This is a genomic window from Cohnella sp. WQ 127256, from assembly GCF_024519285.1.
GTDB lineage: Bacteria > Bacillota > Bacilli > Paenibacillales > Paenibacillaceae > Cohnella.
In genome coordinates this window covers 602,812-627,684 of sequence record NZ_JAMZCY010000004.1, presented here as the reverse complement: position 1 = coordinate 627,684, position 24,873 = coordinate 602,812, and the positions used below count along the sequence as shown (strand labels likewise).

The 24,873-nt window shown below is 45.3% G+C and carries 21 protein-coding genes and 2 pseudogenes; 16 read left to right on the top strand and 7 right to left on the bottom strand.

What is annotated here, in order from left to right:
- The first annotated feature begins 313 nt into the window (after nt 1-313).
- The 7 genes from M1K58_RS14285 to cysC all read left to right on the top strand — a co-directional run bounded on the left by M1K58_RS14285 (nt 314) and on the right by cysC (nt 11,117).
- The gene (locus M1K58_RS14285) at nt 314-1,750 is read left to right on the top strand and encodes an MBOAT family O-acyltransferase (RefSeq protein ID WP_256759525.1); all 1,437 of its coding nucleotides are present in this window, start codon (nt 314-316) and stop codon (nt 1,748-1,750) included.
- Nucleotides 1,751-1,762: 12 nt separating this feature from the next.
- Nucleotides 1,763-3,499: an alginate O-acetyltransferase AlgX-related protein gene (locus M1K58_RS14280; protein WP_256759524.1), complete on the top strand. Its 1,737-nt coding sequence runs from the start codon at nt 1,763-1,765 to the stop codon at nt 3,497-3,499.
- Between the two features lie 12 nt (nt 3,500-3,511).
- Nucleotides 3,512-6,379, top strand: coding sequence for a hypothetical protein (locus M1K58_RS14275; protein ID WP_256759523.1), 2,868 nt, complete (start codon nt 3,512-3,514; stop codon nt 6,377-6,379).
- Nucleotides 6,380-6,406: 27 nt separating this feature from the next.
- On the top strand, nt 6,407-9,163 hold the full coding sequence (locus M1K58_RS14270; protein ID WP_256759522.1) for a rhamnosyltransferase WsaF family glycosyltransferase: 2,757 nt from the start codon (nt 6,407-6,409) through the stop codon (nt 9,161-9,163).
- A 21-nt stretch (nt 9,164-9,184) separates the two neighbouring features.
- Nucleotides 9,185-9,961 (top strand): sulfotransferase domain-containing protein, encoded by a 777-nt coding sequence (locus M1K58_RS14265; RefSeq protein ID WP_256759521.1) that lies wholly within the window; start codon nt 9,185-9,187, stop codon nt 9,959-9,961.
- 399 nt (nt 9,962-10,360) lie between these two features.
- Nucleotides 10,361-10,519: a hypothetical protein gene (locus tag M1K58_RS14260; RefSeq protein ID WP_256759520.1), complete on the top strand. Its 159-nt coding sequence runs from the start codon at nt 10,361-10,363 to the stop codon at nt 10,517-10,519.
- A 43-nt stretch (nt 10,520-10,562) separates the two neighbouring features.
- Nucleotides 10,563-11,117, top strand: a complete 555-nt coding sequence (gene cysC / locus M1K58_RS14255; RefSeq protein WP_256759519.1) for an adenylyl-sulfate kinase — start codon at nt 10,563-10,565, stop codon at nt 11,115-11,117.
- Nucleotides 11,118-11,221: 104 nt separating this feature from the next.
- On the opposite strand, the pseudogene M1K58_RS14250 reads toward cysC, so the two are convergent.
- A pseudogene (locus M1K58_RS14250) lies at nt 11,222-11,488 on the bottom strand (response regulator); the annotation flags it as partial.
- Nucleotides 11,489-11,550: 62 nt separating this feature from the next.
- Complete coding sequence (locus M1K58_RS14245) at nt 11,551-12,519, bottom strand: helix-turn-helix transcriptional regulator (protein ID WP_256759518.1); 969 nt, start codon at nt 12,517-12,519, stop codon at nt 11,551-11,553.
- 237 nt (nt 12,520-12,756) lie between these two features.
- Between M1K58_RS14245 and M1K58_RS14240 the strand changes: the two genes are divergently transcribed.
- The 3 genes from M1K58_RS14240 to M1K58_RS14230 all read left to right on the top strand — a co-directional run bounded on the left by M1K58_RS14240 (nt 12,757) and on the right by M1K58_RS14230 (nt 14,356).
- Complete coding sequence (locus tag M1K58_RS14240) at nt 12,757-13,179, top strand: DoxX family protein (RefSeq protein WP_256759517.1); 423 nt, start codon at nt 12,757-12,759, stop codon at nt 13,177-13,179.
- 203 nt (nt 13,180-13,382) lie between these two features.
- Nucleotides 13,383-13,862 carry a GyrI-like domain-containing protein gene (locus tag M1K58_RS14235; protein WP_256759516.1) on the top strand — a complete coding sequence of 160 codons (480 nt, stop codon included), beginning with the start codon at nt 13,383-13,385 and terminating at the stop codon, nt 13,860-13,862.
- Between the two features lie 26 nt (nt 13,863-13,888).
- Nucleotides 13,889-14,356, top strand: a complete 468-nt coding sequence (locus tag M1K58_RS14230; protein ID WP_256759515.1) for a phage tail protein — start codon at nt 13,889-13,891, stop codon at nt 14,354-14,356.
- A 117-nt stretch (nt 14,357-14,473) separates the two neighbouring features.
- Here M1K58_RS14230 and M1K58_RS14225 read toward each other — a convergent pair whose 3' ends face one another.
- Both M1K58_RS14225 and M1K58_RS14220 read right to left on the bottom strand, forming a co-directional pair.
- On the bottom strand, nt 14,474-14,623 hold the full coding sequence (locus tag M1K58_RS14225; RefSeq protein ID WP_372339162.1) for a hypothetical protein: 150 nt from the start codon (nt 14,621-14,623) through the stop codon (nt 14,474-14,476).
- 104 nt (nt 14,624-14,727) lie between these two features.
- Complete coding sequence (locus M1K58_RS14220) at nt 14,728-15,630, bottom strand: ketopantoate reductase family protein (RefSeq protein WP_256759514.1); 903 nt, start codon at nt 15,628-15,630, stop codon at nt 14,728-14,730.
- Between the two features lie 160 nt (nt 15,631-15,790).
- Here M1K58_RS14220 and M1K58_RS14215 point away from each other — a divergent pair, with 160 nt between their 5' ends.
- Nucleotides 15,791-16,384, top strand: coding sequence for a TetR/AcrR family transcriptional regulator (locus M1K58_RS14215; RefSeq protein ID WP_256759513.1), 594 nt, complete (start codon nt 15,791-15,793; stop codon nt 16,382-16,384).
- A 111-nt stretch (nt 16,385-16,495) separates the two neighbouring features.
- Nucleotides 16,496-16,666: pseudogene (locus M1K58_RS14210) on the top strand (NAD(P)H-dependent oxidoreductase); the annotation flags it as partial.
- A gap of 76 nt (nt 16,667-16,742) precedes the next feature.
- Here M1K58_RS14210 and M1K58_RS14205 read toward each other — a convergent pair.
- The 3 genes from M1K58_RS14205 to M1K58_RS14195 form a co-directional block, all read right to left on the bottom strand.
- Nucleotides 16,743-17,630 (bottom strand): CPBP family intramembrane glutamic endopeptidase, encoded by an 888-nt coding sequence (locus M1K58_RS14205; protein WP_256759512.1) that lies wholly within the window; start codon nt 17,628-17,630, stop codon nt 16,743-16,745.
- Nucleotides 17,631-17,851: 221 nt separating this feature from the next.
- Nucleotides 17,852-18,538 carry a response regulator transcription factor gene (locus tag M1K58_RS14200; RefSeq protein ID WP_256759511.1) on the bottom strand — a complete coding sequence of 229 codons (687 nt, stop codon included), beginning with the start codon at nt 18,536-18,538 and terminating at the stop codon, nt 17,852-17,854.
- Nucleotides 18,525-19,694, bottom strand: coding sequence for a sensor histidine kinase (locus M1K58_RS14195; protein ID WP_256759510.1), 1,170 nt, complete (start codon nt 19,692-19,694; stop codon nt 18,525-18,527). The genes M1K58_RS14200 and M1K58_RS14195 overlap by 14 nt, the downstream gene beginning before the upstream one ends.
- A 165-nt stretch (nt 19,695-19,859) precedes the next feature.
- Between M1K58_RS14195 and M1K58_RS14190 the strand changes: the two genes are divergently transcribed.
- From M1K58_RS14190 to M1K58_RS14175, 4 genes are all read left to right on the top strand, one after another.
- Nucleotides 19,860-20,831 carry a quinone oxidoreductase family protein gene (locus tag M1K58_RS14190; RefSeq protein ID WP_256759509.1) on the top strand — a complete coding sequence of 324 codons (972 nt, stop codon included), beginning with the start codon at nt 19,860-19,862 and terminating at the stop codon, nt 20,829-20,831.
- Nucleotides 20,821-21,255 (top strand): MarR family winged helix-turn-helix transcriptional regulator, encoded by a 435-nt coding sequence (locus M1K58_RS14185; RefSeq protein WP_256759508.1) that lies wholly within the window; start codon nt 20,821-20,823, stop codon nt 21,253-21,255. The genes M1K58_RS14190 and M1K58_RS14185 overlap by 11 nt, the downstream gene beginning before the upstream one ends.
- A gap of 366 nt (nt 21,256-21,621) precedes the next feature.
- Nucleotides 21,622-23,361 carry an ABC-F family ATP-binding cassette domain-containing protein gene (locus M1K58_RS14180; RefSeq protein ID WP_256759507.1) on the top strand — a complete coding sequence of 580 codons (1,740 nt, stop codon included), beginning with the start codon at nt 21,622-21,624 and terminating at the stop codon, nt 23,359-23,361.
- A gap of 503 nt (nt 23,362-23,864) precedes the next feature.
- Nucleotides 23,865-24,401 (top strand): hypothetical protein, encoded by a 537-nt coding sequence (locus M1K58_RS14175; RefSeq protein ID WP_256759506.1) that lies wholly within the window; start codon nt 23,865-23,867, stop codon nt 24,399-24,401.
- The last annotated feature ends 472 nt before the right edge of the window (nt 24,402-24,873 follow it).

Below are 24,873 nucleotides of genomic sequence, written 5' to 3'. Positions count from 1 at the left end.
CGAATAATAATTATTGATAAAATGAGTACGGAGAGAAAAGAAGTAGTGTTTTGATGATCACTTGGATTAGGAGCTTGTCGCGCCGCGACAGCTCCTTTCGCATTTTTCGCCGATGCTCCATGAGCCGGCAAAAACAAAGCTATAGCGAATAATAGAGTCAAAGATAGCGTCCAACGTATCCATAAAGTGAACAGTATATCCTATACAGGTTAAGTTGTAGTGTAAATCTGCTTAGAAATAGGCTAATATTATTGGGTGATAGATGCAGAAACGTGTATGATTTCTGAACGATTTGTCGGAAGTTGGTGGCTCCTTGGTATTCAGCTCTCCCCTCTTTTTATTCGTATTCTTGCCTCTCGTGTTAACCGGTTATTTCTTCATTCGTCGAGATATGAGGAATTTTCTTCTTCTTGCAGCAAGCTTGTTCTTTTATGCTTGGGGAGAGCCGCGGTTCGTATGGCTAATGATCGGTTCGACCCTTATGAATTACGTTTTTGGTCTGATTATCGGAGCGTATTCGAACAAGAGAGCCGTTGCCAAGGGAGTTGTCATTACTGCCGTTCTAGTTAACGTAGGAATCCTAGTCTTCTACAAGTATTTGAGTTTTATCGTCGATAACCTCAATAGATTATTGGAATCCTTGGGGATGAATCCATTCGACGTCACACCTATCGACTTGCCGATCGGCATTTCCTTTTTTAGCTTCCATGTCATTTCTTACATCGTCGATATTTACCGGAATGACAGCGCCCCTCAGAAGAATCCTTTAAATTTAGCTTTATATATTTCCTTCTTTCCACAACTGATTGCTGGACCAATTATTCGTTATAAAAGCATTGCTGAGCAGATTCAAGCCAGAACCGTCCGAATGGAGGACTTCCACCAGGGCATCAAGCGGTTCGTAATCGGATTAAGCAAGAAGGTTCTGATTGCCAACCCTCTGGGACAGACGGCGGACAATATCTTCTCATTAAGCGGCGGAGACTTGTCCAGCGGGCTGGCTTGGCTGGGCATCGTATGCTATTCGTTTCAGCTATACTATGACTTCTCCGGCTATTCCGACATGGCGATCGGGCTCGCCCGAATGTTCGGAATCCATTTCCCCGAGAACTTCAATTACCCTTACATATCCCATTCTATCCAGGAGTTCTGGCGTCGATGGCATATCTCCTTATCGGCGTGGTTCCGCGATTATGTCTATATTCCGCTTGGCGGAAGCCGAACGACGCGGTTAAAGACCTATCGCAATCTGGGGATTGTCTTCCTGATTACCGGCATCTGGCATGGTGCTAGCTGGAACTTCGTCATCTGGGGAGCTTGGCATGGCTGTTTCCTTATTGCAGAAAGAACGGTTATTGGGGATATTCTACGCAAGGTTTGGACACCTGTTCGATTCCTATATGCCGCGCTGGTCGTGCTTGTCGGTTGGGTATTTTTTCGTTCGGACACGCTTTCTCAAGCCCTTCACTATTTAGGTTCGATGTGGATTCCTTGGCGACAAGGCCCCGGCTTGTACGGCGTCGCTTACTTTGCGAATCCTCAGATTGTAATTCTACTGGGAATCGCTGTTATAGGTGCCACGCCGTTGCCGAAGAGAATAGCGGAGCGGATGGCTGGTTACTTGGAAGCAAAGCCTCTTCAAATGGGATATGAGTGGGTCACACTTTTGTATATTCTCACCATTCTTCTCTTTTCGATTATGTCCCTGGCGTCGTCCACCTACAATCCGTTCATATATTTTAGATTTTAAGGAGTCCAAGCGATGCGAGCTCGCAGTAACCGGATAGTGAATCTAATAGCAGCCATCGTCTTCCTTCTGGGCTCGATTCTCATCTATTCCTTCATTGACAAGGGAAGACCGACAATCGATTTATATCTTAAGGTGACAGTACCGGCGGATGATATTTATCAAGTGTTTTACGACATCGGCATCGGCTTTAATGAAGCCGATTCAGCTCGATTGGAGGTCAAGAAGAGCGAAGGGTACCAGAACCTGAAGTTTGCCATTCCGGGTAATGCCCAGAAGGTGCGGATCGATCTGGGTATGGCTCCTGGAACTTTGGAATTGAAGGGCATTGCCTTCAAGGCCAATCTCCACAGGATTACCTGGGACGCTTCCCGAATTAACGCATCCAATCCTGCCCTTAATCAGATTGAGCCAATGACGCTCGTGAATGACGGGCTCCAGATCACGATGACCGGCAATGACCCTCAACTGGTGTTAAATCAACTAGGACCGGAGTTCGGCAAGCTGAAGGACCATTCGCTCATGGATACATTATTCTATGCCGCCTTCGTCTTGTCGAGCGTTGCTCTATTCTTCATATTGCAATTAACCAATGCAACCCTTCGCTTTAAGTCAATTGCGGTGAATCGCGCAGTGCTTAGTTCGGCTTTCGTATTCTTGCTGGTGGTACCGGTATTCGGCGGTCTCATCCTTAATCAGAAGCAAGCGGATGTCGAGAACCGAACCTTGGCGACCAACCCGTTCCTTCATTTAAGCGACCTGTCCTTCCGCGAGTTCACAGGCCAGTTTGAGAGCTTCATTAACGATCATTTCGCCTTCAGGGATCGGTTGATCCGTTGGAACAACGAGATCAAGGTGAAGTGGTTAGGAATGTCATCCGTCGATCAAGTCATTATAGGTAAGGATGGATGGCTATTCTATAACGGGGATGGATCGATCGAAGATTATCAAGGGTTGGAGACCTTTAGCGACAAACAATTGCAGACGATCCGAGACAATCTCGAGGAGAGAAAACGATGGTTGGCCGCGCAGGGAATCGAGTTCTACGTAACGGTTGCCCCCGACAAGAATACAATCTACCCGGAGTACTTGCCCGGATACATTCGAAAGGGACAGAACGGTACCAGGCTGGATCAACTACTTGCCTATCTGCGGAGTAACTCGGATATCGAGGTTATCGATCTCCGGACGACTCTTCTAGAGCATAAGTCTGACGGTCAGCTATATCACAAGAACGATACGCATTGGAATGAATTAGGCGCCTTCTATGGTTATGAGAAAATAATAGCGGAGGTTAGACAAGATTTGCCCGGTATTGAACCGCTGTCTATTCATGACTTTAAGGTGAATTCGACTAGCAGTTCCGGTGATCTCTCTAAGATGCTGATGATCGATGGGGAGATTTCGGATGATTATTTGACGCTTGAGCCTGTATCCGGCAGCAAAGTCGAGAATTATACCATGCAGGCGGAGCCTTATCCGGATTCACCCGATACGATCATTACGACGGCACCCGGTTTGCCGGCCGACTCGTATACGCTCCTTATGTTCCGTGATTCCTTTACGGTTAATATGATCCCGTACTTATCCCGTAACTTCAAGAGAAGCGTGCATGTCTGGAATCACAACTTCGATACCAATATCATCAAGGAAGAGCATCCAGACGTGGTTATTCATGAATTGGTTGAACGCTTCTTGGATCAACTGCTGTTTCCGAATCCGGATGAAATGAGAGGAAATGAGAGGAAATGAGGATAAGAAGCTATGAAAAAGAAGATTGTCGTCGTTCTGGGCATGCATCGTTCGGGAACCAGCGCTCTGGCGAATAGTCTCGTTCGACTTGGCGCATATCCAGGTGGGAATCTGATGCCGGGAGATTCGGCAAACCCGAGAGGCTATTGGGAGGACTTAAATCTCGTCGCTCTAAATGAAACAATCCTTAAGCGGCTCAATCAGAGATGGCAATCGATCGATAATCCTCTGCTGAATCGATGCGAGCATTTTCTCCCCCTTCTTGAAGAAGAATTTCTGGCGCGGGCGATACAGCTTCTGAACGAACATTTGCAGGCTGCCGATACGGTGCTGATAAAGGACCCGAGAATTTGCGTATTGTTGCCTTTCTGGAAGCTGGCCTTCGAACGCCTAGGTGTGGAGGTTAAGTATGTTTTGGCTCTAAGAAATCCGTTAAATTCGGCCCAATCCCTTTTAAAGCGGGATTTGATTGAGCTTGAGCACGGAGTTAAGCTGTGGGCTTATTATACATTGATGGCGATTGCCCAACTGAATGCTCCACTGCTGATCTCATCGTATGACTCGTTGCTGGGGCATACAACCGAGGAACTACACCGCTTGGCTTTATTTGTCGGAAGTAATGCCTCGGTATCGGAGTGGAATCCGGATGAGCTTACCTATCTTGATGCTACGTTAAGGCACCATCACCAAGATGGGCAAAGGCTGGAGGGACTTCTGGGCAAGGAGCATATCGTCGTACGAATGTACCAGACTCTGCTCGATGCCGCAAATACCGATACGTGGATGCCCGGCGACGAGGTAAGGAAGCTCTCTCTCCGGTTTGCCAGACCGTTAGCCTATGACTTGGGCTATCGGGGATCTGAAAATGCGGAAAATTACGCTCAGGTGTTCATCGATACCGGGGAGGGGTTCTCGGAGCGCCAATCCCAGAGATCGAATTTTCAAGGAAGATACCGCTTGGAGATATCTCTTGTGAAGCAAGGACCGGTGGACCATTTTCGACTGGACCCGGGTCTGTCTTGCTGTTTGGCTATCGTACATCAAGCGGAGTTCGAGCACGAAGGCTCACCGCTCCCTAATGAAATAATAGGAGGCAATTATCAAGTGCGCCTAGCCGATCGGGTGTTTCTGTTCGAGAACGACGATCCGCAGATCGTTTATCGACTGAATGGCCAACCGATTTCGAGGGCCGTCTTCCAAATATCGGTTTTCCCATTGGATGAGTTCGCGCATTCCTTATTGAACAGCCTGAAGATGAAGCAGATCGAAGAGCTGAATAATGCCTTGAGCGGGCTTGGTCGCGAGAATGTGGAGTTGAAGGAACGAATCCGACTTCATGAGGCGACGATAGAAGAGTGGCGCCTTGCATCGGAAGAGAAACAGCTCGCATTAGAGGAGAATCGGCTTGCACTAGAGAAATGGCAGCGACTTGCATGGGAGAACAAGCAGCTCGCGGAGGAACAGAAGCTTGAAACGGAGACCTTCACAAAAGCATTAGATGAAAGAAAGACGACCCATGCGGGAGCAAAGCAAGCGCTGTCCCGTTCCTTCAGGAGGATCGCTAGAATCGTCGGACACCCTCGTCGGAGTTGGCGAATCGCATCGGACAAACGTAGATTAAAGCCGATTTTCGACGAGTATTATTATTTATACCATAACAAGGAGCTTAGAAGAGGCCCCTTCGATCTTCTGGAGCACTTTACCGTTGCTGGATGGAAAGAGGGCAGATCCCCCAATCCGCGAATTCATATGGAGAGCCTGCTAAGGGATAATCCGAACCACTTGCTGAATCCGCTTCTGACCGCGAAAAACAAAACGATCAAAGAGGTTATTTTTCACGTTGGGTTGCATAAAACGGGGACATCCAGCATCCAAGAGTCGTTGTACTTAGAGAAGAATAATCAACTGCTGGAATCTAAAGGAATTCTCTACCCAAGATCTATTGCAGCTAATCATTCCGTCACATTTTATAGCTTATTCAGTGAGTATCCTGAGCGCTATCACATGAATATCAAGAGGGGCTTAAGCGAGGCGGAGATCGGCTCCGCTAATCGGGAGTATGTTCGGGACCTGTTGGATGAGCTTCGGAAGCGAAAAGGGGACAAGCTTGTAATCTCCGGTGAGGATATATCGAAGCTTAGCACCAACGGTTTAATAAAGCTGCGCGAGTTTATCCATTCCGTTTCGTCCCGCAAGTTGAACATAAGGGTCGTTGTCTACGTACGCCATCCGGTGAAATGGGCTATTAGCGCCTACCAGGAGAGAATTAAGAATGGCGAGACAGGGAAAACCGCTTGGGGCGTGATCGATAAAGAACTGAACGGGTTGTTCCAGAAGCGAATTCAGAAATTCGTCGACGTGTTTGGGCCAGAGTGTACTTCTGTCTATTCGTTCGAACAGGCTCTCGATCATCCGCAAGGAATTGTTGGTCACTTTCTATCGAACCTTGGCATCAAGGGCGATACGCTTGAGAGATTGAGACTCATAAGGTCCAACGAGAGCTTGTCGTTAATCGCGGCCGACCTGATCTCTTATCTCAATGATCAGGTTCCGCTGACGGTAGATGGTCGACTCAACCCAGAGCATAGGGAACAGGACTTCGAGCTTCTGCATAAGGTGCGAGGCCCGGCATTCGATGTTCCAACCGAATATAAAGAAAGAATATGCGCCCAAGCGTCGTGCGACATTCGGTGGTTAAGTGAAAGGTTTGCTATTAATTACTCTAAAATGGAGATTTCATCCCTTCCTCGTGTAATTGTCCTATCGGATGAGGCGGTAGAAGATATACGTGCAGCTTCCAGTAACGTGTCCGAACCGTTAAAGTCCATACTGGTCGAGTATGTGAACCAGAGGCTGCCTGGGGCGAGAGCACATTCATAAACATAGAGAAGGGCGGGGGGGGGAATCATGTTGTACTACAATATAGACAAAATGCTGCCGAAAAAAGCAAGCCCCGGCAACCCTATGGTCTATGCAGTCAAAGGTTGGGTATTCAGTGATTCGAGAGCAGCCCGTATTCAGGTCGTGGTGGGCGATAGCGTCTTCGATGCCACCGATAAGACGATCTACCGACCGGATGTGCTGGCTGACTACCTTCATATCGACCGTAAGCTGAATTCTTTGTTCTCCGGCTTTCGCGTGCCCGTTGTCATTGAACCCGTATCGACCATTGAGGAGCGCGAAGTCTATCTGGAAGTGACATTCCGAAACGGGACGACTTGCCGAATCGAGCTCGGAACGATGACTTTGTCCCCTTACACACCGAGAGAGCTTGATATTCAGACGTCTGACGACACGGGGCTGGTCACGATTTGCATGACAACCTATAACCCGGATCTGGAACAGTTCAGAAGACAAGTAGAGAGCATCCGAAGTCAGGAATACCGGAACTGGATCTGCATCGTTAGCGACGATTGCTCGAAGATCAGTTGTAGAAAGCAAATGTTAGAGATGCTGGGAAGCGACAAGAGGTTCATCTTTATCGATAATGAAGACAATGTCGGGTTCTATCATAACTTCGAACGCTGCTTGGAGCAGGTTCCCAAGGAGGCGCAGTTCATTGCGCTCGCCGACCAAGATGATTACTGGTATCCGAATAAGCTGAGCTTAAGCGTAAAGACGCTGCTGAAGCATGAACGCAGTAAACTTGTTTATTGCGATATGAGAATCGTAAAGCGGGATGGAGGCCTTATCTATGACAGCTATTGGGTGAAAAGAAAAAATTATTACCGAACTGAAGACTTGGATCTGTTGGCTATCGCCAACACGGTTACAGGTGCCGCATCGGTATTCCGGGCGGATCTGCTTTGGGACATCTTACCTCTTCCACCTCGCAACGGAGACATTTACCACGACCAATGGATTGCCATAATCGCTAATATGCGCGGAGGCATCGAGTACATCGATGAACCGCTGTATGATTATGTTCAGAGCGACAACAATGTTATCGGACATATCAACTTCGGGAGCAAACCGTTTATCGAAGCGATTATGGAACTGGGACCCATGCAAGAAGTACGAAAGCTAGTCAAGGACAAGAACCGTCCATTGAAAGTGAAGTCGAAGCTAATCTTGCGAGAGCTGTTCGCGAATACGGTGTCTCTCTATAACTTTAATCATCTTAACGCCGAGCATATCGTCACGTTGGCGGAAAATGCCGAGCAGCGAGGAGCGGCTCCTGAGCTGCTGGAGCTCATTCGTCGCTCCCGAAGTGTAAGGGGGCTATGGAAAGTCCATCGCAAGGTTCGCCGAGGTAAAGAGACGTTAAACAATCTTGAGTTGTGGATGTTGGTCTCCCTGCTCGTTAACAGGCTGACCGATGCGCTTGTCATTCCGATGAGGAGATGGGTTCGCAGGCTGACACAAAACACCTATGCGACAAGCGCAGCATCGCGAGGAGCTGCCTATCGGATGTCATTGACTGCGGCGGAGAACCCAACATATGGGGTTGATCATTATGTCTTGGAATACAAGCGCAAGTTCAAGGGAAGACAATTCGTCGTTTCGACTGAGGCACCACGGAGAGTCAATCTGCTCATCTCGCAGATCGACCCGCAGAACTTCTTTGGCGGATACATAGGGATGTTTAATATAGCGAAGAAGTTTTATGAATCAGGCTATTCGATTCGAATTCTGATGACCGATCAATCGGAATTCACGAAGGAGAATCTGGATCGAATCAAGAATCATGACGGCAGGCTAAAGGCTTTTCTGACCGACGCAGAGTTTCAGACTTGTTATTCTTTCGAGCAGGAAGTGAAGATCTCGGAGAGCGACCTCTTCATTGCGACCTCCTGGTGGACCGCCCATCTGGCGAGCGAGGCGACCAAGGAGACCATCTACTCCAAATTTATCTATCTTGCCCAAGATTACGAGCCCATCTTTTATGAGAATGGGACTTATAAGGTGTTGGCCGAGAACAGCTATCGACTGGATTATTACCCGATATTCTCGACAGATATCCTGCAACAGTATTTCGTTCAGTCGGGAATCGTATCTTCTCTGAATGCCGGCTCTTATTTCAACAATCCAATCCTTAGATTCGAGCTGTCCGAACAGCAATGGGTTCGATTGTCGAAGAGACGCAAGAAGAAGCTGCTCTTCTACGCCAGACCTCAACCGCATAACTCGCGAAATCTGTATGCGCTAGGCTGTTTGGCCATCGATCGAGTTAGAGAGCTCGGCGGATTCTCCGAGGAGGAGTGGGAAGTTATCGGAATCGGAGGGGACAAGTCCACTCAAGTGCTGCCAAGCGGCATTCGGATCAAGCATATCGGCAAGTTCAATATGGACGATTATGAGGAGCTGCTGCCGCAGCACGATCTGGGGCTTGCCTTGATGGATTCTCCGCATCCGAGTCTGCTGCCGATCGAGATGGCTTCCGCAGGCTTGCTGGTGGTCACCAACACCTATGGGATTAAGACAGCCGAGTATTTCCGCCAAATCTCGTCCAACATCAGCGCGGTGCCGTCCGATATTGAAAGTCTGGCCCATGCTTTGCTGAAGCAGTCCGCAGGAGCAGAGCATTATGAGCAGAGACTCGCAGGGAGCGACGTCAATTGGCCTCACGAATGGAGCGGGGCTCTTCCCGATAACGAACTTTACAAGGCAATCCGGGAAGTGGAGGACAGCATGCAACACGCTGCGGCAACTGCCGAGGAATGAAGAGCATCAGGAGGGACATTTTTGTATTTATTTAAGCAGTTGTCGGAACAACGAATGCCGGATTTCGTTATCATCGGCGCGCAGAAAGCTGGCACGACATCGCTGTACCACTATCTGAACCAGCATCCCGTAATTGCCGGGGCCGTCGTTAAAGAAGTGCACTATTTCGATCTAAATTACGACAAGCCTAGAGAGTGGTACCTTCAATTCTTTCCTTCCTTACTGGAGAAGAAGCGCCGGTTGACGGGTGAGGCGTCTCCGTATTACCTGTTTCATCCTCTTGCCGCTCGGAGATTGCGGGAGACGCTGCCCGATGCCAAGATTATAGTAATTCTGCGGAATCCGATCGATCGCGCCTACTCGCATTACCATCACTCGGTGCGCAATCTAGGCGAGACGTTGACGTTCGAACAGGCAATTGCTTGTGAGGAAGTTCGGTTAATGGGGATGCTGGAGAAATTCCGGGAGGATCCCTACTACTTCAACGAGAGCCATCAGCATCACTCCTACCTAAGTCGCGGAATTTATGTCGATCAGTTGGAGGAGTGGCACCGCTATTGTCCTTCGGAAAAGATCTTGATCTTGAGCTTTGAGGATTTCTTCGGTGGACTGCCGGACTCCATGAGGAAAGTGACCGATTTTCTTGGAGTGCAGCCCTACGAGTTTCAATATAAGCCACTCAATGTCGGCCGTTACGAAGAGATCTCTACCGTTACAAGGAAACATTTGCAGGCTTATTTCGCTCCTCATAATGAACGACTGTACCGCATGCTGGAGAGAGGGTTTGATTGGGATTAAAAGGAATATAGGGTTTAGCCGCGTACAATAAGTATCCAAATTAGACCCTGAGCCTTAAGCGACCTACCTGCTGGCGGATGTTAAAGTTGTTGCCAGTAACAAACTGGTGGGTATAAATTGTACGAAGCTGGAGGGAATATTCCACCGTATCTTTGCAACGGCTCAGCTTGACCTCACTATCCATGACCGTTTCGGCCATCCAGTTCGATCACGGAATGGTATCTTGTGCCTTTGCATGTGATAGACGAAGCGGTGAGCCGAATTCGGGATGATTCGATTACCAATGTGGTATATGATCCTAAGACGGGGTCTGGAATCGTTGTCATTCCCGGAAGCGCTGAAAGCTGAGCGTTCAAGGATCGAAGAAGAGTATGATCGTATGAGCAGGGACCCCTCGATATGCCGATATGGGATCCAGGCGAACATGCTTCGTTAAATAAAAGAGGATACGATCAACCGATCCCGCAAGATACGATGGAATGGCTGCGAAATTATTATGCGGAACCGAATCGGCAGTTGTTTGAATTGATTGGTCAGACTTACGACTGGAATTGTTAAGCATTCAGCGAGATATTGAGGCCAGAGACAAAGGAGGATCAATATGGTAGGCAAGAGTGAGTGGGAGAGTATGAATGGTCACAAAGGAAAAGTATTGTGGTTTACCGGCTTGTCGGGATCAGGTAAATCGACTTTGGCAACCGCCACGGAGAAAGAGTTGTTTCAGCGAGGCATTCGATGCGTGGTGCTGGATGGAGACCAGCTGCGATCAGGCATCAACCGAGATCTTGGATTTACGGATGAGGATCGCCGAGAGAACCTTAGACGTGCGGCGGAGATCGCTTCACTTTTTTTAAGCGTCGGATTCATCGTTTTGGTGCCTATGATTTCCCCTTCGTCTGAAGCCAGAAGCGCTATTCGGCAACGATTCGAACCTGAAACATATATGGAGATTTATATAAAATGCTCGATTGAGGAATGCGAGCGGCGCGATCCCAAGGGATTGTATCGCAAAGCGAGATCCGGTCTTATTAAACAGTTTACCGGAATTGATTCGCTGTATGAGCCTCCCTTGGAAGCGGAGCTGACGGTGGACACGGATAGCGAGCCTATCAAACAGTGTGTCCAGGCTCTCGTGGATCTTATCCTTAGAGATTGACGGCCTCCAAGTGAGCGATCCCCGCCACTCTGATTCGAAAGGGAGGGACAGCTTTGTTTTTCAAGAGCAATAGGAGAAAGAGTAACATTAACGAAATAAATATACACGCTGAAAGGCTTGATCAAATAATCGTCTGCGCCAATTTCCAAACCGACGGTTTTATCCGATTCATCCGATCTGGCCGTGACCACAATGATGCCGCAATGCGATGTTTGTCTTAATTCGCGGCATACATCGATACCGCTTTTCTCGGGGAGCATCCAATCCAGCACGACAAGATCAGGTTGCTCCGATCACGCAACTAAAAGCGCTTCCTTACCAGTTCAGGCTACCGATACTCCGAATCCTTCACGCTGCAAGAATGTCCACATCTCATCGAGCGTGTCTATGTGATCGCTATATCTTCAATGTGCTTTACAGTCGGTAGCTAGGGTCAATTACTTGTTCTCAACACATCTAGTCTCCCCTGAAATCCCTCCACAACTTCCTTCGGAATTTCCCTGACCTTGATATCTCCACCTAAGAAAAGCAGCCAATTTGTAATTTCGGTCAATTCATCCGGATGATGAACATTGATAAACGTCTTTAAAATAGCCGTAGTTTGATAAGGATTCGTATAAGAAATTGTAATTTTTAATGGATGGTACTTTTTGAACTGGGCAATCGCCTTGGGACCAACTTCAAGGACAAAGTTGATTGCTTCTTCCTGTTTGCTTAGTTGTTCTACAATCTTCTTCTTGCTTATTCTTTTTTTCTCCGAGTATAGTTTGACATCGGTGAGATTGTCGACAGGGATAATCCGCCTTTTCCCCTCCTGTAGGCCGAAGCCTTCAATTTGCCAAGAGCTTTTTTCACGATATAGGCGCATGAGATAGATGGGATAAGACTTTATTTCTCTTCCTTCTTTGACGGAAACCACTAAGTAGCAGTCTTCAAGAAGGATTTGGATGAGTTGTTCTAACATCGGATGGGGCAGATCCGATAGATCAAGCAGGTCAGGATTGTGGGGATTGGTACCTTCAAAGAGCAAGATTTGATTTAAGAGAACAAGATCATCTTGCTGGTTTTGAGAGATGAGGCCGAGCAACTTTTCCGCTAAAGAGTGGCGGCTCTTGAGGTAAGGGAGTTGCAGATTGCGTGTGGCCATGAAGGCAATAAAAAGAGCTTTAATCTCATTATCGGTAAAGCGGATCGTGGGCAGGATGGAGTTGTTCATCACAAAGTAGCCCCCGTCCCTCCCGACTTCGGCGACCAAAGGCATTCCCATCGCTTCAATTTCCCTGATGTCTCGAATCGCCGTCGAACGGGAGATGTTAAACTCATGCATGATTTCCGAAATGGTAAAATGGGCACGGTTGTTGATGTACCGCATGATGATGTTAATCCGTTCTATTTTTTTCATCGGGCCCTCTAAACAGTATCATATTTTGACATGATTTATCGTTATTATAAACCTATCAAGTGAAAAAACAAATGATTTGATCAAATGAAAAAAGGAGCTGGGATGATGTCAGCACATACCCTTGAGGAGAAAGACAGTTTTATCGTTGTAGGTGTTGGAACGGAACTGAAGAGCGCGTAATGGGGAAATGTGGATTCCAGTTGTGCGGAAATAAACGAGATCAAAGGAGGAATTGGAATGAGTACGATTACCGGTATTGAAAAGATCGCGAAGGTTGATTCCCGTCCTATCGGAAGGACGGCAGCTTATTGGATAGTCACCGTCATTCTCGCATTCTCTATTGCATTAAGCGGGATCGGGCAATTGATGCGATATGGGGGCAATGTCGATTTAGTGACCGATATTGGATTCCCTTTATATATCACGAACATTCTCGGGACTTGGAAATTGCTTGGAGTCATTACGTTAGTAATACCAGGTTTCCCTCGGCTTAAGGAATGGGCTTATAGCGGTATCTTTTTTCTAATGACAGGTGCGGCCTTATCTCATGGGTTCGCTCATGATTATGGGGATGGTGGATTCCATGTTATTCTTCCGCTTTTCTATGCTGCGCTTGGCATCGCCTCCTGGGCGCTGCGCCCGAAAAGCCGCAGACTCTAATAGAAGTGAAATCAACGCCAGCCCATTCCTGAATCTGATAGACTTTTCCTACCAAAGACACTAATATTTAGGCAGGGAGCTGTGGGAGAGAGCCATTGGCTGAACTCTAAACAGTATCATATTTTGACATGATTGAGGCTTATGATAAACCTATCAAGTGAATAAACAAATCAATGGATTCATTCAAAAAAGGAGATGGAATCATGGCAACGTATACCTTTGAGGAAAAAGACAGCTTTATTGTTCTGGGTATTGGAACGGAGCTGAAGAGCGATTACACGGATTATGCCGGCATGAATAAGGAGAAAGAGAGCTTTTGGCGGTCAGTAGAGCAGGATGGAAGGCTTGACGTGTTAAAGGCGATTGCTGCGAACGATTATATTTTTGCCGTAAACGAAGCGGTAAATCACAAGATGATGTATTATGCTGGCGTGATGACAGATTCATCGGTACCGGAAGAACACAGAGTGATCCAATTTCCTAAGGGACAATACCTCGTTGTTAAAGGCGAGGGGAAGTCGGCTGATGAGTTGAGTAGCATGCTTACTGGCATTGCCTTCGGTCAAGTCTTGCCAGCAGCCGATAATTACGCCTATGTTGGCGGGCCCAATGCAACGGTTGAGATGGGGCAGCGAGATAGCCTCGTATATGGGGAAATGTGGATTCCAGTTGTGGAGAAGTAAACGAAATTAGCAGGAGGAATGAGGAAATGTCCACTATTGTTGACTTTAAAAATGTGTCTGTGGTTGGTCTGGAATCTTCGCCGGTAGCAGAAGTGCTAGCTGGTCTGCGCGCGAATGAAGCCCGTTACTTCATGAACAAATACAAGCACGAATTTACGACCGTACCAGCCGGCGAAAGCCAGGAGACGCTTGATTATGTGAAACGAGTTTTGAAAGAAGAACGTGGTATTGAGTTTGCGGCTCAACCGCTGGAAACATCACGTTTTCAAGTAGAAAATATCAAATGGGCCTTCGTCTTTTATGAGGACGGTCTAGCGGTCAACGTCCTGTATACGGTGGATGATCCTAAGAAGCGGGCCGTAGGGTTTAAGCTAACTGAGGGCATGGAGGTACCTAAGGAGCTAGAAGAGAAGAAATTTAAGTTTGCAAGACAAAAGTCCAAACTGGCAGGGACCATCCGAGGTTCGTTCTTCGTGATTAAAGGAGAATATTGAAGCAATCAAGCCATCGAGACAAAGAATTACCTTGTAGCAAGCAGAATTTAATAATAACGCTTGGCGGCCATAGGGCCGCCATTTTTTTCGCTGATAGACCTGATAAGGTGAACCTTATCATAAACCCATGTTTTTCGATATAACGATTTTTCCCCGTTTCGGCAGCTCTTTGCATTTGCGGTACGCCTGGAGCAGGCCTTGAGCGGTAAAGGGATAGGCCTCATCGATATGGGTATTCAATTTATTCTCTTTCATATGGCGAACTATGGAATCAAAATTGGTACGGTTAGGTAAGTAGCCGGTAATGTATTGGCCATCGGACTCTAAAGAATCGAGCCATTGCGATATAGAATATCTGCGGGAACCGATACTTACAGTTTATCAGGCTGAATAGATATCAATTCATGAAACATCTTATCTAATAACAATATTTCCGCTTTTTGGCTGATAGCATGGTTCCCAAGCTTTACATCAATGATAAAGTCATTGCTCAGCAACTGACGATAATGGGAAATAATATCGTTCTCAGGCAATTCTCCCATTGCCTTCGTTTCTGGTGGGATTACCGGAATTCCGGCTTGCTCTATCAGGTGAATGTTCTGTTTAATATCTGCGGCAATCTTGCTTAGAATCTTTATACTTCTTGCTGTCTCAATATCCACCATTCCGTCATTCGTGTAGAAATGCTTGTTGACGATAGCCAACGCAATATGCGATATATGGAATGCCAGAATGTCTTTTTGGATTTCATAATGCAAATTGACCGATTCGAATAGTTGGGCAAGCTCTTTCACTCTTTCAGTCGTCCGTCCATTTATTTCACCGAAAATGGTCCCTTGATGTTTTTCGGAACCAAATTGGGCGTATAGAACATCCACTTTGATGTCTCCACCCGCACCCGGGAATCCTGGGAGTAGCCGGTCTCCTACGATTTCAAGCCAACTGTCATATCCTATGGTGTTGGTCAAGGTGACAATGGTTTTACTCTTATTGTTCTTGATCGCAGTCAGGGAAGATTCGGCCTGATCATATCGTACGGGAACAAAGATAAAATCATAAATGTCGTCGTTCTCAAGCTTGTCAATCGTCTTGATCGATATTTGCTTGATCGTTCCATTGTCGTTGTATGACAGTCCGTTCCTTTGAAGTGCCTCCAGCCTCTTTCCTCGTGCCAGTAAGGTTACGTCCAGTCCGTATTGTGCAAATCGGAGTGCGTATACACTGCCAACCACGCCGGCGCCAAATATCAGAAGTCGATAGGGCTTGGTGTTCAATAGAATCCTTCCTTTCAAATAAATAGTCACAAATTGCTTAAGCAACACCTGTTAGATAAGATAATAATGCTGCTTGCTTGTGATCTCAACTGGCAGAGTTAGTTAAAAATTGCTTAAGCAACACATTGTCATAATTGATGTTTATCAAGGAGATATTGAAATGGTAAATCAGGAAGATCCGAGGGTGTTGCGCACACGACAGTTAATTAAAGCAGCGTTCAGAGATTTGTTACGGAGAAAAGGATTCGATGCCATCACCATCAAGGATATCGCGCAGAAGGCAACCATTAACCGAGCCACTTTTTATGCTCATTTTGAAGATAAATTTGCTTTGCTTGACGAAATCACCGAACAGGCTTTCCATGAGATGATTCCGGAGCAAGTGGCGAATGCACGGGAGTTTACGGAAGAAATATGTGACCAGCTGATCTTGCAGACGCACCGATACATCGTGGATTTTTATCAGAACTGCAGAATGGATTCCAAGTCGATGGCTACGCTTGTCGATGAGAAGATAAAGAAAATGCTGCTGCAAACCATAGAAAGCATTTTTCTAAAAGGAGCTACGCATCTTGGTGTGGGTAGGCATCCTATCAAAGTCATGGCGGCCATGACAGGTTCGGCGATCTATGACGCTGCGCATTATTGGCTAAATGTCGAGGAAAAAGATCGAACCGATGGGCTTGTAGACATTGTTCGTCCTTATGTCATGAACGGTCTGGGGTTGTATCGCGATGGCGATAAACAGAAATGAAACCTTCATGATTTCGGACATATGAGGCCGAATTCTAATTTCGCAGTATAGATAATACGGAGAGCCTTATCATAAGTGAGGGCGAAATTTTCGAGCTTAACCGATGAATTGAGTGTGATGGCGGTTTTGAAAGCATACACGGATGCGACTTCAATTCCGGGCAAGACGATCAAATATACCCAAAATGGTCCTGTAGGTCTGTTGTCCGGCAAGTAAGCCTTGCACATTCAAGCTAGCGGTTCCGTTTATTCGGAAGGTCCGCTTACCTCGCTTGAAATGGGATACCCCCAAAAGTAAAGTAATGTTTCAACAGGCTAAGGGTGCTCATAAGAGCGCCCTTAGCCACTGGATTCGAATATTATTTTGGATCTTGACGGAAAGAGATGAGATGCCCTTTGCGGCGAGCAAAAATCAGCATAGGGATGGCGATCAACAGACTGATGATTACGGGAATTATCGAAGCTTCAAGGCCAAATTTGCCTCCAGTGAGAAGGGCCGGGCCCGTAACTTCGACCGTGAAAAGACCTGGGGAGGGATGGCCTGAGACGGGAATACCTAAGAGTCCCTCTGTTGTATTCCAAAAGAAATGGAGGCCAATGATAAACCAAACATTGCGCCGCCAAAGGAAAGCTGCACCTAGCAATACACCAGCTTCAATGGCAATAGAGAGGCCTCCCCAAATTGTAGCTTCGGGGTTGCCTAGGTGAGCGACTCCAAAGAAGAGGGATGTTAGGGTCAATGCAATCCAACTTCCACCCATTTTTTCAATGGCTTGAAAGGCAAGCCCCCGAAAGATTAATTCTTCGATGAAGGCAGCGCCGAGTGACGTGGTGATGATAGGCCAAACGACAGAGCTGGTGTTTTCGTTGGCCCACTTGAATGAATACCCATCAAATAAGACGATGAGGGCTGTTGAAACGATGATAAAGATAAGACCGACGACAGCGCCGAAAATAACTTCCGATACCGCACGCCGTTGGAGCAGAAGTTCGGGAACCGGACGCCGCGCCAGAAACTTCATCGCAAGCCAATAGATAACGATTGCAACGGCGCTTCCGACAAGTGTCAGTATGACGGACCCTCGTGCATTTAAATCTTTGGATAACAAGCTGAATGTCATATTGACGAGGATGATCCCAAGCACTCCCACGAGCATCCAGATGAGTGGGGATTGAAAGAACGCAACTAACGTAGACATTCTCTTGCCGTTAAATGCCTCATTGTCCGGTGTCTTCTTCTTTCTCATTATAAATGATCACTTCTCTTCCTCTGACAGGATATCTTCTTTTTATGTTCCAATATTATAGGTTGCAAAGCATACTATACTTTAAAAAAGTCATGCGTCAGTAGTGCCGTTTAGTCATATCGCGGTCATATGACTTTAGCAAAATAAAAGCCGACATCCGTTACGGTGTCGGCTTTGAGCAGATCTATTGTGTGATCTCATTCTTCTTTAAGATGTGTTCTTTAAGGATCTAAAATCCCTGTTTCCCTAGCCTTATAAGCAGCTTCTCTTCTCCCTTTTACATTCAATTTCGAATAAATATTCGAGATGTAATTTTTAACCGTACCCTCACTAAGATATAATACCTTAGCGATATCCTGATTGCGCAGACCTAACGCCAGCTTGTGAAGAACTTCGACTTCGCGGGTGCTAAGTCCGAATTCATTGTTTTTCTCAAGCAATTCGGGTTCAATGGCCCTTGTATCCATAGTTGATGAAATACCACTTTTCATCATGCTTTTAATCATTTTGTCTGCCATTTCAGGCGAAATGAGTGTGCCTCCTGTGTGAACCACCCGTATGCCGGCTATAAGGTTTTTGGGATGGATGGCTTTGAGCAGGTAGCCTTCAGCTCCATGGCTTAACGCTGCCAGAACATACTCAACTTCTTTGTACGAAGTTAGAATAATTATTTTCGTTAACGGGAATCGAAGTTTGATCTTCTCTGTAGCAACAACGCCATCCATAATAGGCATATTGATATCCATGAGGATGATATCCGGTTGGGATCTCTCACAATAGTTGATAGCTTCTTCACCATTCTTAGCCAATCCTACAACCTCGATATCGTCTTCCATCTCTAGCACGATATTTAGACTTTCAAGGATCAATTCCTGATCATCTACTATGAGCACTTTAATTTTCGGCATACAGCTTCTCTCCCTTCAGTGGTATTTCGCATCTGACTTCAGCGCCAGTGACCGCTAAGGCGGAGATTGAAAAGGTACCTCCAAGCATCTCAATCCGATTCTTCATTGTTGTCAGGCCGAACCCATACTCTATCTTATCCAAGGGTATTCCGTTATTCTGAATGGAAACTCGTAAAGTTGATGGTGAAAAGTGGAGACTGAGCTCAATTTCCGTTGCTTTTCCATGCTTTAGTGCATTCGTAAAAGACTCTTGTATCACCCGAATGATCGATTGCCGCACATCGAAAGGAATGGTCCGTTCTGTTCCCTTCAGCGTGAGTTGAATGGCCGTTCCAGTATATTCCCGAAAGTCGTTGATGAGTCTCTCGGCGTGGCTCACTAAGCTTATATTCACTTCCTCCCCCATCTTGTGCACGATGTCCCTCATTTCATCCAAGTTCTGTTCCGTCAGTCCTCTTATACGAATCAATTTCTCCTTGGCTAGATTTGGACTTTTGTCTAGAAGCGCAATAGCGGCGTCGAGACTCATAATAAGGGCAATAAAAGAGTGCCCTAACGTGTCATGCATCTCCTTGGACATACGACTTCGTTCCTCCAGCAGAGTCATCCTTTCGATCTCGGCGGCATATTGGGTTAACAATTTATTTTGTTCATCAATTTCTTTAGCTAATTTATTTTTCTCATGATAGGCTTTGGCAATGAAGTTGACCCAAATCCCTATAAAAGAGAAAAGAAGGTTATCGGAGCTTGAACCGAGCGCCAGGTCCCATGTCACTTCTCCGAATAACATGCTGGCGAAGGGTAGTAATACTAGTGCCGGCATCGTCCAGGCCGACTTTCTAGTTAATAAGTAACCGATTGTAAGACTCGGAATGAGATAATCGACACTCCCCAACTGATCCGCCTGCATGAACGATTGAAAATAATAAGATCCTCCTAGCAATAGTTCAAGTAAGATGAACCATTCCTTCTTCGTCCTTAGCTGCGGAAACCAGAATAACATGGGAATCATAAAGGCCGCTAAGAGCCAAACGATGTTCACGAGCAATCGAGGAGAATATTCATTCTCCATTAAAAGATGAGATAACAGCAAAATATAATAATAGGATCGGAGCCCGAATATCCCCCAATCCATGAGATAAAAAACTTTTTTCATAGGGATCCTTCCTTACTCACGCACAACGAATGGTTTTCCTTAATTATACATTAAATACGGAACCTCAACGGGCTCGAAATAATGCGTGCATTTTGCACATAAACCGTGATATGATTAATTATGTGCAATATGCACATAATTCAAGCGGAAGAAGGTATACTATTTATGAGGGCAGCAATCGTAAAGGAAAAGGGAGTCATTCCCGTAATGGGTCAGTTTGATTCCCCCGTTGCGATAGAGGGTGAAGTTATTGTTAACGTTACGGCAACAGCCTTGAGTCGAGTGAGCAAATTCCGTTCAATGGGGCTGCACTACTCATCGACAGCTCATTTTCCAATTGTAGCCGGTCTTGACGGCGTTGGAACTTTGAAGGATGGAACTCGTGTTTACTTTGCAATGCCGACTGCACCGCATGGCAGTTTGGCTGAGCAAACGATTGTGAGCGAGAAGCTGACTGTCCGCTTACCGGATGGTATTGATGATCTCACTGCTGCCGCTATTGCCAATCCGGCGATGTCGTCATGGGCTGCATTGGTATTTCGAGCGGGCTTCAAACCCGGCCAAACGGTATTGATCAATGGGGCTACCGGTGCATCCGGCAGTATAGCCGTTCAGATTGCTAAGGGGCTGGGGGCCAAGAAGATCATTGTCACGGGACGCAATGAATCGAAACTGCAAACGCTTGAAGCCGATAAGGCCATTGCATTTGACATGCTCGTCGACAACGGACAAAATAAGTTTGAAAACGCCCTAATGCCGGTTATTGCCGAAGGTGTCGATGTCGTATTGGATTACCTTTGGGGCGATAGCGCGCTTGCCATCATGTCAGCTCTTGCGAAGACAAATGCGAATCGTGCTACCCGCTTTGTAAGCATTGGAACTTCGTCTGGACAAGAGAGCATGAACTTACCTTCATCTATTTTACGCTCATCAACAATTGAACTGGTAGGCAGCGGAGATAAAAGTGTTTCCAAAGCTGATTTGCTATCCGCCGTTAAAGGTGTTTTTGAAATGGCCGCCGAGGGGAAGTTAAAAATCGCCATAAAAGAGTATGCTCTAGAAGAGATCGAGGAGGCTTGGAATGCCCCGCTGACGCCTCGGCCAGTGGTAAGGGTGCATAAAGGACATGGAAAATGAAATTTTTAAAGCGCTGATTGATTTGGTCTCTATTATCAATCGGCCGGACCGGGATAAGAAAATGATTGCGAATGCCGGCATAAATATGGAGGCAGCAACCTTTCGCGTCTTCGTAGGCATCGGGCATCTCCAACCGACTAGCGTCGGTGATTTGGCCGACATGATGGGAAAAAACTATTCGAGCGTTAGCCGGCAAATCGATAAGCTAGAGACCGCCGGGTTGGTTCGCACGTATCCATCAAGTTCAGATTCCCGGATTCGTGTGTCTGAATTGACGGCGCACGGGGAGGAAGTGAGAACCATGATTAGCCTCACCCGCGAGCGCACTATGCGCGAAGGTTTGGCTGATTGGACTCCGGAGGAAAAAAGCGACTTATTGGATCATTTAAGGCGCTTATTCAAATCGCTGCAAAGGTTCGAATAGTATAACGGCGAGCGCTGACGTGAGAATAGTGAAAAGCAGGCCCTAAGGTTGATTCCGGGGCTTTTTTTTTGCACTACGCGCTGCGGATTTTTGTAGTACGGCGAATGGGAAAGGGGCATGCGACAGATGGCTACATCAGATGCGATGGATTTTATCGATTTTACCAATCCCGAGGAATGGGAGTCATGGTTGGCGGAACACAGCGATCGGCAAGGCGAGGCTTGGCTTCGGGTATTTGATTGACCTCCAATGGAGGGGATACAAATGGATTGAAAGTGTGTTACGCTAACAACGGTAAACTTATAATCTATGCTCTTCAATGCATCCCAAAATAGTCACCATTTTAGTTATAAGAAAGGTAACACTATGATAAAAGTTGAAAATTTATCCTTCTCATTTCCTCAAAAAGAACTATATACAAACATTTCATTTACGTTAGAAGAAGCACAACATTGCGCTTTTATAGGAACAAGTGGCAGTGGGAAAAGTACATTGATAGATATACTGATGGATCCAGAAAGACATTTGTTCGATGGCAAGTTAGAGATGGACCCAACTTGCACAATTGGGTATGTGAGTCAGTTCTCACAACCAGACAAAACTAAAGAAACAACAGTTTTTGAATATATAGGAGAACAATTTATAAAGATTCAAAATGAAATTCAATCTATTTGTACTGAAATGGAAACATCATCGGATATTGATTCGCTCCTGGAAAAGTATCAATTAGCTTTAGACGCATTTGATTTAATCGGTGGGGAAGATTATGAAAGCAACATAAATAAGAAACTAAATCTAGCAAACCTCATGAGGCTAAAAGATCAAAGGGTATCCGACCTGAGTGGTGGGGAATTCAAACTTATTCAAGTGATGAAGGAAATGCTTAATAGCCCGGACTTCATGATTATGGACGAACCCGATGTGTTTTTAGATTTTGAAAACCTAAATGCGCTTAAAAATCTTATTAATGCTCACAAAGGAATACTGCTCGTTGTTACGCACAACCGATATCTATTGAATCATTGTTTCAACAAGATTATTCACCTTGAAAATACGGAAATCCAAGAGTTCGATGGGCGATATATGGAGTATAACTTCTCATTACTTCAGACTAAAGTCGAGTTGCAAGAACTCGCAGTCGCCGAGAAAGAAGAAATCGAGAGAAACGAGAAAGTCATAGATCATCTAAGAGCGATTGCAACTTTTAATGCAGATGCCGCTAGAGGTAGAGCGCTAAAAGCTAGAGTTAGTTTTCAAGCGAGATTGGAAGCACGTAGAATAAAAGCGCCGTTTGTTGATATTAAGCAGCCGACTATCAGTTTCGGTATGGATAATGAAATTGAAGATACCACTGTTATACATGTCAGTAATTATAGTGTTGCCTTTGATGAGCTGCTTTTAGACAATGTTAGCTTTGAGATAAAATCTACGGATAAAGTGGCCATTATCGGTCCAAACGGTACCGGGAAAACGACGTTACTCCGAGAAATCTTTAACAATAATCATGATTCCATTGAAATAAATGCGGATGCTAAAGTGGCTTATTTATCTCAGCTTCAAGGTGAAATGCTAAATGATTCTAATACAATATTAGAAGAATTCATCGATGCTGGGTTTAACACTTATGATGAGGTTAGATCGTATATTTCAAACTATGGCTTTGAAGGAGAAATCGTTAATCAAAAGATAGAATCTTTATCTGGTGGAGAAAAAAATATGCTTCAATTGGCTAAAGTTTCTGCCAGTAAAGCAAACGTATTGCTTCTTGATGAACCGACAAGTCATTTAGACACCTATACACAAATCGCGCTGGAAAAAGCCATTGTAGACTATAAAGGTGCGATTCTCATGATATCTCATGATTTCTATTCCGTTGTAAATGGTATGGACTATGTATTAATCATTGACGACAAGACGATTAGAAAAATGAGTATCCGAAAATTTAGACAGATGATTTATGCAAGTCATTTTGATAAAGACTATTTAGAAACGGAACAAAGTAAAAAATCAGTTGAAATGAAAATAGAATTGGCTTTAAAAGATACTGATTTTGAACTTGCAAAAGGATTAGTTGATGAGCTAGAAGTGCTGATTAAGTTGCTATAAATTACTAGTATCTTGATCATAAACTGCCAAGTTTCCCCCGCGATGAAAGTTTTGTATGCCTGATGGTATGCCGTGGCTTGCATCAAACGCTTCTAATTCTTTCAAAAATCCCGCGAAGTCTTCGGCAAATTTTTATGGATAAATATGTTGATGTTAAATCAAGTTCTAATGCAAAGAAGCGCTCGCGCGAATTGCATCGGCGGCCACGTGGTCGCCTTTTTTTCGCTGATAGACCCGTTAAGCTGAACCTTACCATAAGTGACGACGAAATTTTGGTGAGAGGGAGGGGCAGAGACCCATAGAAGTGAGTAAGGTACATAGAGATTGTGTTTATCCCCCTGAAGACAGGCTTTAGGAGGGTTTTGCATGACCCCAATCTACAATGTTTTCCAGATTGGTGATATAGTTAAGGTACGTATAAGTTCGAAAACACTATGGATATGGACTATTTGCGAACTTCGTAATCTGTAATGCCCTAAACATGAGTAATCGGAGATGCAAAAATGGAAAATAACATAAAACTCAAGGTTGATAAAGCAATTTCAAAGCTACTTGAACTTGATCAATATTTGCTAAGTCATGATTTAAATGAAAGAACAGTTGCCCATAAGTTGGCAGTTTATCTTCAAGAAGAATTTAATGAATATAATGTCGATTGTGAATATAACAAAAATGTTGATGAGGATAATGGTTCAAAAAATATTTATATTCTAAAAGTTGAATGCGAAGAGTTACGGAAACAAATAAAAAATGAAGTATTAATAAATGAAGTCGAGTACTCAGTGTATTCAATTTATCCAGATATTGTTGTACATCGAAGAGGAGAGAATGAAAGCAATTTATTAATAATAGAGATTAAGAAATCAACTAATATGACAGATCGGAAGTTTGATTATAAAAAATTACAGTGTTATACAGATATGTCCTCACATAATAAACTTCAGTATTCATTGGGCTTATTTATAGAATTTAATACAGGCGCACAAGAAGCTAGAGTTCCCGAATTAATATGGTTTAAAGATGGTGACAGATTAGACTGAATCCTTCCGGCCTGATTACCGCCATGAGAATAGATCTTCTTATGGACATACAATCCCTTATTTGTTTAAATCTCCTCTATTTTCGATAGATACGGACATACGTCCCGTTATTTGCAATAAATCATAGAATTATGGGCCAATCCACCCTATATAGCGGCTCTCATGTCCACTTCACTCCTCAAACCCTATTGAAATTTCAAATAACGGATCTGATGTCCGATCAAGCTCTGGGACAGCCTCTTTCAGTGCGTATGTATGAAGGTTTAATCATAGCTCTTGGATCAGATATAAAAGTTTGGCAAATATGCGCCGTGTCAGTTGCGTTCCCATTTTTCGCCGATAGACCCGTTAAGCTGAACCGTACCACAAGTACGGCGAAATGATAACGTATTCGCTACTCAGACAGTTGTTTCCAAACTAGCACAGGAATTTACGACTTGGCGTCGAAGTTACTCCTAATTGCTCATTTTCT